This is a genomic window from Dactylosporangium darangshiense (assembly GCF_039537565.1).
GTDB lineage: Bacteria > Actinomycetota > Actinomycetes > Mycobacteriales > Micromonosporaceae > Dactylosporangium > Dactylosporangium darangshiense.
Genome location: NZ_BAABAT010000053.1, coordinates 1 through 11,497 on the forward strand (window position 1 = coordinate 1; position 11,497 = coordinate 11,497).

Annotated in this window: 8 protein-coding genes; 3 read left to right on the forward strand and 5 right to left on the reverse strand. The window is 69.5% G+C overall.

The genetic code is table 11. From position 1 onward, the window contains the following. Nucleotides 1-792: 792 nt before the first annotated feature. Entirely contained in the window at nucleotides 793-1,794 is a 1,002-nt protein-coding gene (locus ABD901_RS49705; protein ID WP_345140185.1) for a lipocalin family protein, read from the reverse strand. A 113-nt stretch (nucleotides 1,795-1,907) separates the two neighbouring features. Further along, the gene (locus ABD901_RS49710) at nucleotides 1,908-2,093 is read right to left on the reverse strand and encodes a hypothetical protein (RefSeq protein ID WP_345140188.1); all 186 of its coding nucleotides are present in this window, start codon (nucleotides 2,091-2,093) and stop codon (nucleotides 1,908-1,910) included. A 439-nt stretch (nucleotides 2,094-2,532) separates the two neighbouring features. On the opposite strand from ABD901_RS49710, the gene ABD901_RS49715 reads away from it, so the two are divergent. Continuing rightward, entirely contained in the window at nucleotides 2,533-5,337 is a 2,805-nt protein-coding gene (locus ABD901_RS49715; RefSeq protein WP_345140190.1) for an AAA family ATPase, read from the forward strand. 681 nt (nucleotides 5,338-6,018) lie between these two features. Beyond that, entirely contained in the window at nucleotides 6,019-6,300 is a 282-nt protein-coding gene (locus ABD901_RS59330) for a Na+/H+ antiporter NhaA (RefSeq protein ID WP_425556837.1), read from the forward strand. 237 nt (nucleotides 6,301-6,537) lie between these two features. Here the strand turns inward: ABD901_RS59330 and ABD901_RS49725 are convergent, their stop codons facing one another. Both ABD901_RS49725 and ABD901_RS49730 read right to left on the reverse strand, forming a co-directional pair. After that, complete coding sequence (locus ABD901_RS49725; protein WP_345140193.1) at nucleotides 6,538-8,001, reverse strand: FAD-dependent oxidoreductase; 1,464 nt, start codon at nucleotides 7,999-8,001, stop codon at nucleotides 6,538-6,540. A 207-nt stretch (nucleotides 8,002-8,208) separates the two neighbouring features. After that, complete coding sequence (locus tag ABD901_RS49730) at nucleotides 8,209-8,565, reverse strand: hypothetical protein (RefSeq protein WP_345140196.1); 357 nt, start codon at nucleotides 8,563-8,565, stop codon at nucleotides 8,209-8,211. A gap of 169 nt (nucleotides 8,566-8,734) precedes the next feature. On the opposite strand from ABD901_RS49730, the gene ABD901_RS49735 reads away from it, so the two are divergent. After that, entirely contained in the window at nucleotides 8,735-9,118 is a 384-nt protein-coding gene (locus ABD901_RS49735) for a hypothetical protein (RefSeq protein WP_345140199.1), read from the forward strand. A 60-nt stretch (nucleotides 9,119-9,178) separates the two neighbouring features. On the opposite strand, the gene ABD901_RS49740 is transcribed toward ABD901_RS49735, so the two are convergent. Then, nucleotides 9,179-11,419, reverse strand: a complete 2,241-nt coding sequence (locus tag ABD901_RS49740; RefSeq protein WP_345140201.1) for an exo-beta-d-1,3/1,6-glucosidase — start codon at nucleotides 11,417-11,419, stop codon at nucleotides 9,179-9,181. Between the last annotated feature and the right edge of the window lie 78 nt (nucleotides 11,420-11,497).

Below are 11,497 nucleotides of genomic sequence, written 5' to 3' on the forward strand. Positions count from 1 at the left end.
CGGGGCTTTCCCCCAGAACCCAACTCAACGCCACCCACCGGACCAGCCGGGATGCTCATGCAACCCTGGAACCCCGGGCCGATCAAGCGCCGGAGTCCTTTACATGAACCCACGACCCCTTGACCCCCAGCATGGTCAGAGGGGTTCTGGGACCGGGCCCAGCTCGGAGAACCCCTGGTCACCGCGTTGGTCTGCGTTGGTCTGGCGAGGCGTCGCAGAGCGGCTCAGGCAAGATCGTCTCCCAGATTTCTCCCGAAGGGCTGGCCGCAGTGAACTGGCGGACTCTTCGTCCCGAGTTAAGTGCAGGGGTCGTTTTGGCCAGCACCGATATCTATACCGGCTGGTCATGACGCTGGTAGCTGTCGGTCTGCCGAGGTGTGTCGAAGTCCTCTGGATCGCGTTCGCTCCCAAGTTGCTCCCAGACGACAGGGCCGGTGGGGTATCCGTGGCGGTTGCTCTCGCAACATACTTCCGCCCCGGAGAGGCTTCCCGTTGCGCAGGCTCTGCCCGGTCATGCTGTGCCGCCGGGGCGCCACAACGGACGGACCGTTTCACATATGCGAACGCTGGCGCCCCGGTGGTGCGGCATGGCTGCCTCCGGTGCGCAACGGGAGGACTCGGAGCCCACCCCCGGGTTCCCGGGCTGCCGAGGTCCACGGGCGAGCAGCCCTGGCCGCCGGAGGCCACTCCCGGGTCGTAGGGCCGGAGGCCCTGCCCGCCGGAGGCTCTGACTACCTTGATGCAGACTGTTGGCTGGACGCTCCAGTGAAGGTATGTCCGAGGCCAGACGGCTCACCGGTGTGGCGAGGTGGGCTGAGGCCGCCAGTTGCCGTACATCTGGACATAGCTCCTGCCGGTGACCTCCCTGCCTTCGTAGGCGCCGGTGAAGGCGGCCGTGGCCTCCACGTGGGGGCCCAGGCCGCCGGTGAATTCCCGGGCCTCGGTGCTGGTGATGTGCATGGTGAGATGGGTCTTCAGCGACGGGATGTCGATGCGCCAGCGGGTGGGGTAGGCCTTGCCGGTGGCGGGGCTGGCCCAGAGCTTGTCCGCGCCGTCGGCGAGGGGCTTGACCGCCGCCAGTCCGTAGGAGCCGTCCGGGTGCAGGACCGTCACCCAGCAGTTCTCGGTCTCGCCGCTGACGCCGTCCCAGATGGCGGCGTTGTCGCCGCCGGGGAGGCGGAGGGTCATCCAGGTCCAGCGCATCCATGGGTCCTCCGCGGGCACCCGGCCCCACTGGCGGGCCATCCAGCTTTCCCCGGAGACGTTGTGGGTCTGGCCCTGGACGGTCAGGCTGCCGGTGGTCCGCATGGACGGGAGGTCAAACTGCCAAATCGGCACACCGAACGATGGGTAGGTACCGGTACCGGCGTACTTCATGACCGGGCCCGTGGCCTCAAGATGGACGTCGAGGCAGCCCCACGGCGTGGTCGTCTTCACCGACATCTTCTGAATGTTGCCCGTCCAGGTCAGGCCGGGCATCTTGATGTTGAGCCCGCTCGCGCCCCAGGCGTAGTCGCTCTCGGCGATGTCGGTCTGGTAGTCCTTATACCAGCCGGTGGTCTCGTCGGTGACGGCGAAGGTCAGCATCCGCTTGTTGAGATTGGGAAGGTTGCACGTCCACACCAGGACTCCGAAGTCGTGACCGGCGGCCGTCACCTCGCTGGTGAGGGAGATCGCATCGCCCCACGTTCGTTCGGCGCCGGGGGGGTGGGCGGCAAGGTCGGTGGCGGGGTCGACCGCCGACGGGATCCCCGTGTCAACGATCGCGTCAATGCCCGGGCCAGTCCTCTTCATACGGGCTTCCCTAACCCGACACGGGCGCTACCTAACCTGTGAGGCCACAGCTGCCTGGTGAGTTTCTGCTGATCTTGGACGCTGTGCTAGGCGGCTCCGTTCGAGCGGACTCCCTAGGCCCCGGGCCGCAGGTTCGTCACGCTCGCATCTCCTGCCGCCTGATCAGCGTGGTGGCCATCGAGCGTGTAGCCCCGGTCGTCCTCGGCGACGATGGTCGGGGCATCGGCGTGTCCGCTGGCCCTGGCCGCGCCGCCGGGGTCGGCGCGCCGGGAGCGAAGCTCGGCGGGCGCGAACGGCACCAGTCGCAATTCACCTCATCAAATGCCCTCAGGGTGACGCTCTGTTTACGGACAAGGACGTGGGCCGTCCACGCCGAGAATCCGGATCTGCTTGAGATGAGCGTGTCGCCGGGGAGCCCGGTAGCGCGCGGTGTGGTCGTGTCCGTATCCGCTAACTGATGACTGCTGTGTGCGGCGGCTCATGCCCTTGTGGCTACGGAGAGTATAAGGACCCTCCATGACGCACTGCTGGCCTGGTCGGCTCGGCGGAGGCGCGGGTAAGCTGTAGCAGGCGCCCGGAAGGCAGAGAATTGGCTGCTCAGGGCCACGGGCGGCCGCAGAACATGGAGATTCTCACGCGATGACCGTTGCAGACTCTTCCTGGCCTATCTATCAGATTCTTTCCGACACGGATGAACAGACCGGGCAACTGGCGACATCACGGTGCGTAATCGATCTCGTGGGGCGCACGGCCGAGCTGGAATTGATCGACTCGCTGCTCGACGGGCATGGCCGGGTCGGCCCCGGCCTGCTGCTGCGCGGCGATCCCGGAGTGGGCAAGACCGCACTGCTGGACGCCGCCGCAGCACGGGCCGCAGCCGTCGGTATGCAGGTGCTACGCGCCTCCGGCGTTGAGTTCGAGGCCGAGATCAGCTTCTCCGCACTGCACCAGCTGCTCTACCCGCTGCGCGAACGTGCCGTTCGGCTGGCCGGCCACCATCGCGACGCCCTCAACCGGGTCTTCGACCTCGCACCGGGGCCGTCGCCGGACCCGCTGTTCATCACGGCCGTGCTGGCCCTGCTGGACGAGGTCGCCGCCGAACGTCCGCTGCTGCTGATCGTCGACGACGTGCCGTGGATCGACCGCGCCAGCGCAACCGTGCTGGCGTTCGCCGCTCGTCGCGTCGGCGCTGAGCCGGTCGTGTTTCTGGCCGCCGCACGTACCGGTGCCGGCGGCTTCTTCGACCAGGTACAGCTGCCCGAGCGGGAGATCGGCCCGCTGGCCGAGGAGTCGGCGGCCATCCTGCTGGACATCCGGTATCCGGACCTGGCACCGACGGTACGACAACGGCTGCTCGATGAGGCCGCTGGTAGCCCGCTCGCGCTACGGGAACTGCCCGGATCGCTGACCGACCGGCAGCGCTGCGCCCTGGACTCGCTGCCCGCGTTCCTGCCTCTGAACAGGCGGTTGGAGGCGGCCTTCGCTGCCGGGATGCACGCCCTGCCCGCAGCCACCCGACAGTTGTTGCTGCTGGCCGCGTTGGAGGCCGATGCGAGTCTGGCCACGATCCGAACAGCTGCGCAGGGCCGCGCGGACATCGATGACCTTGCCCCCGCGCAACGGGCCAACCTCATTCGCACGGATGCACACGAGGGCCACCTGGCGTTTCGCCATCCGCTGATTCGTTCGGCGATCGTGCAGACATCGTCGGCGAGTGAACGCCGAGCGGCGCATCAGGCCCTGGCCGCCACCCTGGTCGGCGACCCGGGTCGCCGGGCGTGGCATCTGGCCGAAGCCGCGGTCGGGCCAGACGAAACGGTGGCCCGGGCGCTGGAGGAGGCGGCTCTATCCGCCTCGCGGTGCGGCGGCGCGTCCGCCGCGGTGACAGCGCTGGTGCGCGCCGGTGAACTCAGCCCGCAACCGGCCGACCGGTCCCGCAGGCTGGTCGAGGCTGCCTTCATCGCCAGCAGGACCGGTCCGATGGACCGGGCGACCCGGCTGTTGGCCGACGCCCGGCAGGCGCAGGTCGCTCCGGCCGGATCGATCATCGACGGCATCACGGCGGTCTACCTCGCGCACGGTGAGGGAGACGTCGATGCCGCGCACCATCTCCTGGCCCGGGCGCTCGACGACAGCGCCGACACCGACCAGACCAACAGCGACTGGGACACCGACGCCCTGTACGCGCTGGTGTTGGTTTGTATCTACGGCGACCGGCCAGAGTCGTGGGAACTCCTCGGGAGCGCGCTGGCTCGGCTCGACCCGGAGGGGGTAACGCCCCTGCGGCTGTGCTACGACACGTTCACCGACCCGGCCCGCGCATCCAGCCCGGTGGAGGAGGGCCTCGCCCGCGCTTTCGACGCCCTGCCCGCCGACGCGGCAGCCTGGCAGCTCGTCCCGCTAGCCTACGCGGCCCTGTGGGTGGACGCCCTGTCCGACTATCGCCACCTGGTCCGGCGCATGATCGAACGAGAACGCGACGGCGGTGCGATCGCCATGGTCATTTCCGGGTTGCTGCTGCTCAGCGGCGACTCCTATCAACACGGGCAGTGGGACGAGGCCGAGAACCTGGCGCGGGAGGGGCTGGATCTGGCAGCCGCCCATGGCTACCACCTTCTCCAGGGGCAGCTTCGGTGCCTGTTGGCGTTCGTCGCGGCCGGCCGCGGCAAGGTGGACCTCGCCCTGACCCTGACCGACGAGATCACCACCTGGGCGGCGCCACGCGGCATCGGAGTAACGCAAGCGTTCGCCCGGTACGCGCGCACCATCGCGGCCCTGGCCCAGGGCGACTACGAGGACGCCTACGCCCAGGCGTCCCGGGTCACCCCGCCCGGCACACCCCCGTCCAGCGCTCCCGGCCGTTGGATGGTCATGAACCTGGTCGAGGCAGCCATCCGCACCGGGCAGATAGTTCAGGCCCGTGCCCACGTCGCCGCCGCCCAACAGGCCGGCATCGCCCGCATTTCCTCCCGCAGAGCCCTCATCACCGCCGGGGCCGCAGCCCTGGCCGCCGACGACCACGAAGCCGGCCGACTGTTCGAGACCGCCCTGTCCCTGCCCGAGGCCGATCGGTGGCCGTTCGAACACGCTCGCATCCACCTCGCCTACGGACAATGGCTACGCCGCACCCGCGACACCACCCGCGCCCGCCTACACCTACGCGCCGCCATCGACACCCTCGACCGACTCGGTGCCCGACCCTGGGCAGTGCGGGCCCACAACGAACTACGCGCCACCGGGATCGCCACCACCGCACGACCCGACACCCGCACGGCCGCACTCACCGCGCAGGAACGACAGATCGCCACGCTGGCCGCCACCGGCCTGACCAACAAACAGATCGGCCAACAGCTGTTCCTGTCCCACCGCACCGTCGGCGCCCACCTGCACCGGATCTTCCCCAAGCTCGGCATCACCTCACGCGCCGCCCTACGTGACGCGCTGGAGACGGTCACACCGGACGAGAACGACCAGGCCCCACAGCCAACGTCCCCCAGCGAAGATCAAGACGGCCAACGATCCCGGTCGGCAACGCACCGCTGAAACACTGCCGGATCGCATAACTCCAGGCTCAACGTGCTGAACACCCGCCCTGATTTGCCGCCGACAAAGCCCGCCGGCCGTCGGCGTCCATCACTGTCCGTACGCTTGTCGGCTGTCGCTGGCCGGCCCTGTTGGCCGAGTAGTCGGTCGTCCTGTCCCGGGGCTTGGGGCCGTTCACCTCTGTGGTGGTGATCCAGATCGCACCAGGACTCGATCGCGGCGTTGTCCGAGGTCGGCTGCAAGATCCGACCGCCCGGGCACGTCTAGGAGTTCGACAACCAGGCCGACCTGGCTCAACTGCTAGCCTCGCGCTTTCGCCAAGGCGGCCGGACGGTGGCGGCCGGGAACACGAAAGCGCCCTCTGGTCCGGGAAGATAGGACTTGTCGAGGGTCTTATCCATCCCGCCACAGGGCAATTCCAAGGTGAAGCGGGTCTTGTCCAATGTGGACGAACTGGCGTTGGCCCGGCTGCGTGACGCCCGTGCCCGGGCGCGGAACTGGCCTGGGCACAGGTATCGGAGACTGGCACGGGCCGACCGGAGTGCACGGCGGCCGGCCAGCCGGTCCCTGGTCTGGTCCTGGACTTGGACGCCACCATCGTGCTCTGCCACTCCGGGAAGGAATCCGCCACGCGGACCTGGACGAAAACGTTCGGGTACACCCGCGGCTGTGTTTCCTGGAGTGTTCTTCACGGTCGGCCCCGAGGTACGCCGCGAGTTCGCGATCGGGGAGCTGACGAGCTGGTCTCGCGCGATGCTGGCCGTCGCCGCAGCCATCGCGGGCCAGGTGATGCCCGCACTCCTGTTCGTCCTCATCTTGAGGGGCTCCGGAAACGAGTATCCGTGGGGAGTCGTGATTTCGACCGACACGGCCTTCCTCGCTTCGGGTGCGCATCCGGACCCTCGCGGGTGTCGCGATCGCGCTCCCTGTCCCGGTGTACCGTCCCAGCCGCACCGAAACTGACCACGCGGAGCTCGCGCGCACCTTCCGCCTATCCACTGTGCGCCCTCGCCAACGCGGGCGTCGTGCTGAGCCTCGAGTCCAACTAGATCGAGGACGACCACAAGTCCGGAGACGAACTGCAGGAGTTCGCCAGTACGGGCCCACCACAGCACGGTATGCCCTCAAAACGGCTCTGCAACAGCCGAGCGCCCACTGAACCAAATGCGCCAAGCGTGAACGAACGACACGGCCGTTGCGCTAGTGGGGCACAGCGACCTTCTGGGGTCCGGCCTGCAGTGCGATCCGCTGGAAGACCTCGGCCTGTGTCGGGTAGCAGTGAACCGTGTTGGCCAGCGCCTCCAGGGGCAACCGGTTCGTGATGGCCAGCGTAAGCTCGCTGATCATCTCACCGGCGTGCGCCGCCACCAGCGTCGCTCCTGCGATCTCGCCGCTGCCGCTGCGCGTGTAGATCACCCCGAATCCCTCCTCCTCGCCGTCGATGAACGCCCGCTCCACCTTGTCCAGGTCAACCCGGTAAGCGTCGATGGCGACACCTTCGTTGCGGGCTCGGCGCGGTGTCAGGCCCACCTCGGCCACCTCGGGATCGGTATAGGTGCAGTGGGGAATGACGAGGTCCCGTGCCGGGCGATGCGCTCCATCCAGCGCGTTCGCGATAGCGAGTCGCGCTGTCGCAATGGCCGCGTGCGTGAACTTCTGCGGGAAGGTTGCATCGCCAGCGGCATAGATGTCGGAGTTGCTGGTGCACAGGTATTCATCTACCTCCACGCCGTCTCTGGCGACGTGCACCCCTGCCGCGTCCAGGGCCAGGTGCTCCACGTTCGCCTTGCGGCCGGTGCCTATCAGCAACGCATCATAGGGCAGCTCGCGTGTCTCGTCGGCGGACTGCACCAGCAAGCGGCCGGCGCCCGCCCGCACTGCCACGAACCCCAGATGGAGCCTGATCCCCTCCTGCTCGAACCGGCGACGGATCAGCTCACCGACCTCCGGCTCATCATGGGGCAGCAGGGTCCCGGGGTGGCCGACCAGATCCACCTCGCTGCCGAGACGCCGGAAGGCCTGGGCCAGCTCGCATCCCAGCGGGCCGCTGCCGATGACGACCAGCCTGGCCGGCAGCTCGGTCAATGAGAAGACGGTCTCATTGGTCAGGTACTCCCCGGTCCGCAGTCCCTCGATGGGGGGCACCACGGGGTCCGATCCGGTGGCGATCACAGCCTTCCGAAATCGCAGCAGCCGGCCCTCGACCTCCACGGCATTCGGCGCGGTGAAGCGCGTATGTCCAAGGTAGACCTCCACCCCCGCTTGCTCGGCCGCCTCGACCGCATCGAACGAGCTGCTCATGGAACGGATCCTGCGGACCCGATCCATGACCGAGCCGAAATCAGTCTGGGGTGGTGCGTCGAGCCGAAAGCCGAACTCGGCACCGCGGCTCGCATCGTGTACCGCGCGGGCGGAGCGAATCAGCGCCTTGCTCGGCGTGCAGCCGAAGTTGACACAGGTGCCCCCGGTCAGTCGCTGCTCTGTCATAGCGACGCGGTGCCCGCCTGCGGCAGCAGTCGTGGCGGCTGTCAGGCCACCCGGTCCGCCGCCGAGCACCACCAGGTCATAGTCACCACCTTCGCGGTTGACCCAGTCAGGTGGGTGACCCTGGCGGATCGTCCGCTGGTTGTGAACGTCGTCCGGATACAGCTCGATAGTCGTCATGACGCATCCTCCGTAGGCCAAGTTGGTCTGCTTCAACACCGACGAGCCGACCGGTGGAGGTTGCGGTCGGCTTCACGCGTCGAGCCTTCTGTGCGACGTACGGCAGTTACTTTCCGGGTGCATCGTCCGTAAACCTAGGGCCTCACGTCCCCACATCAAGGGCCCTCGGGCCGTCGGTCGTTGCGGTGGCGCGCCCACGTGTCGGATTCACACCGGCGGGCCTTTGCACACCTCGCTGACGGTGTGGACTTGGAGATGGCCGCCTGGTCGCCGAGCGCGCCTTTCGGAGTCGCCTGCACGCGCTCGAGCCGGCGCCCGGTGGATACCCATCCTCATTTGCCCCAGCCCTGAGGACGATCTGCTGCTGTGCGCGTCGACGGTCAGCGGCCGACCGTTGCCGGGATCGGCGGGCAGGTCCAGGTAGACCAGGTCGGTCAGGCTGTCGCGTTGGGCACGGAATCCGATCCGACCGGCGGCCGGGTCGTGGAAGGGCGTGAAGGTGACGCCAACGCCGGTGGTGATCGGCTTGCCGGCGTCGAAGGTTCCCTCGTTGGTGCTGGTCATGGTCGTGTTCCCTTCGGCGAGACAGGTGGGTGGTGGGGAGGTGGCAGCGCACGGCAGCGCCGCCTCCGGCCCGGCTCCGGGGCTGGAAGCGGCGCCGGACGCTAACGGCGAGCACCGCCCGGCTGCATGCGGCGGTCAGTCGGTGCGGGAGATCTCGACGGCGTGGTAGGTGCCGTCAGGCGACCCTGCGGGGCGCCGGCGGCTGGCGGCGTGGCTCGTCGAGCGCGGCGACGCGGACGAGCTGCGCGCCCGGGCTGGCGCGGGCGACCGCCCGGCGCTCGAACGCCTGGTCGACCTGCTCGCCGAGCGAGGGGCCGAGGACGAGCTGCGCCGGCTCTGCGAGGCGGGCGACCGGCGCGCCTTGCTGCGCCTCGCCGAGGTCGTGGCCCAGCGCGGCGACGCCGACGCCGACGGCGCGGACGTCGATTTCCGCAGGCTGTCGGCGGAGCGCGGCCTGCTCGACGAGCTGCGGTTGCACGCGGACCGGGCGACTTCTTCGCCCGCAGTGACCTCGACAACGTGCTCGTCGGGCTGGGGCGCCTCGACGAGGTGAGGGTTCGCGCGTATGCCGGGGACCGCAATGCCGAATGGGCAGTGTGGCGCCTGTGGTGAGTCAGGCGATCTCGAAGGGGGCGCGCAGCAGGTCGGCGGGCTTGGAGCTGCGGCCGACCTGCAGCTCGAAGCGCCCCGGCTCGACGACGCGGCGGTTGTCGGACGACACCAGGGAGCAGGCCGACGCCGGCAGCTCCAGTGCGACCTCCACCCGCTCGCCGGGGGCGACCGTGACCTGGCGGAAGGTCTTCAGCTCGCGCTCCGCCCAGGTGACGCTGGTGACGGTGTCGCTGACGTACACCTGAATCGTCTCCGGAGACGGCCGCTCGCCCGTGTTGGCGATCGTGACGCGGGCCCGGATCACGCCGTCGGGGGAGACCAGGTCCTCGTCCAGGCGCAGGTCCGAGTACTCGACCGTCGAGTACGACAGGCCCTCGCCGAACGCGAACAGCGGCTCCTGCGTGAGGTCCGCGTAGCGGTTGCCGTGCTGGCCGCGGAGCTGGTTGTAGTACACCGGCAGCTGGCCGGCGTGGCGGGCGAAGGAGATCGGCAGGCGGCCCGACGGCTCGATGAGGCCGAGGAGCAGCTCGGCGATCGCGCGGCCGCCCAGCATGCCGGGGTTGAACGCCTCGATGATCGCGGCGGCGCGCTCGGCCGACGCCGGCAGGGTCGACGGCTTGCCCTGGACCAGCACGACGATGACCGGGCGGCCGGTGGCGACCAGGGCGTCCAGCAGCGCCGACTGGCCGCCCTGCAGGTCGAGGGTGGCCGTGGACTTGCCCTCGCCCGTCAGCGCCACGTTGTCGCCGAGGACGCACACGACGGCGTCGGCGGACTCGGCCAGCGACACAGCCTCGGCGATCGCGGCGGGGTCGGCCGCAGCGGCCTGGAACAGGGGCGGGCGGGGCTGGCCGTCGGGGAAGTGGCTGCCGGCCGGGTCGGGCTGCAGGCTTCCGATCTCGGCGCCCTTGGCGTAGGTGACCTCCCAGCCCTCCGGCGCCAGGGCGCGCAGGCCGTCGAGGACCGTGGTGATGGTCTCGCGCGGGTGGCCGTCGGGCATCCAGTCGACCTGGCCCGAGGCGCCGGCCCAGTCGCCGAGCTGGTTGTGGACGTCGTCGGCGTTGGGGCCCACGACCGCGATGCGGCGGGCGGCGCCGGTCAGGGGGAGGGTGCCGTCGTTGCGCAGCAGCACCAGCGAGCGGCGGGTGAGCTCGAGGTTGACGGCGGTGTGCGGGGCCGAGCCGATGACGGCGGCCTGACGCTCGGCGTCGGCGGCGCGCGGGTTCTCGAACAGGCCCAGCTCGAACTTCAGGCGCAGGATGCGGCGCACCGCGTCGTCGATCTTCTCCTCGGCGAGGCGGCCCTCCGCGACGGCCTGCTGCGCCGCCTCGAAGAACCCGGGCGTCGTCATGATCAGGTCGTTGCCGGACTCGACGGCCACGACGGCGGCCTCGACGTAGTCGGCGCAGACCTGCTGCTCCCAGACCATCCGCCCGACGTTGTCCCAGTCGGTGACCAGCGTGCCCGGGAAGCCCCACTCGCGCTTGAGCACGCCGTCGAGCAGCCAGCGGTTGGCCGTGACCGGCACGCCGTCGATCGCCTGGTAGCCGAGCATGAAGGTGGCGCAGCCGGCCTGCACGGCGCGCTCGAACGGCGGCAGGAACCAGGCGCGCAGCTTGCGCGGGGTGAGGTCGGCCTCGCTGGCGTCGCGGCCGCCCTGGGTCTCGGAGTAGCCGGCGAAGTGCTTGGCGGTGGCGAGCACCGCGGTGGTGTCGTTGAGACCCCCGCCCTGGTACCCCTTGATCATGGCCGCCCCGAGCTCCCCGATCAGGTAGGGGTCCTCGCCGAACGTCTCGTCGACGCGGCCCCACCGCAGGTCGCGGGCCACGCACAGCACCGGCGAGAACGTCCAGTGCAGGCCGGTGGTGGAGATCTCCGTCGCGGCGACCCGCGCGGCGCGCTCGACCAGCGCCGGGTCCCACGAGCAGGCCATGCCGAGCTGGGTCGGGAACACCGTGGCGCCGGGCCAGAACGCGTGGCCGTGGATGCAGTCGTCGGCCATGAGCAGCGGGATGCGCAGCCGGGTCGTCTCCACCATGGCCATCGCCTCGCGGATGCGGGCGGGGGAGGCGTGCAGCAGCGAGCCGGCGGTGCGGGTCAGCACTGCGTCGGCCAGGTCGAGCCGCGCGTCCAGCTGCAGCATCTGCCCGACCTTCTCGGCCAGGCTCATCCGGCGGACGAGATCGTCGACCCGCTCCCCGATCGGCAGTGCCGCATCCTGATACGGGAGTCTCTCGGTCACAGTCGTCACGATCCGCGTCCTCTGGAGTCTTGTCGCCGAAACTTTTTCCTGGTGTTTCCTGTTGATATCGACGTTATG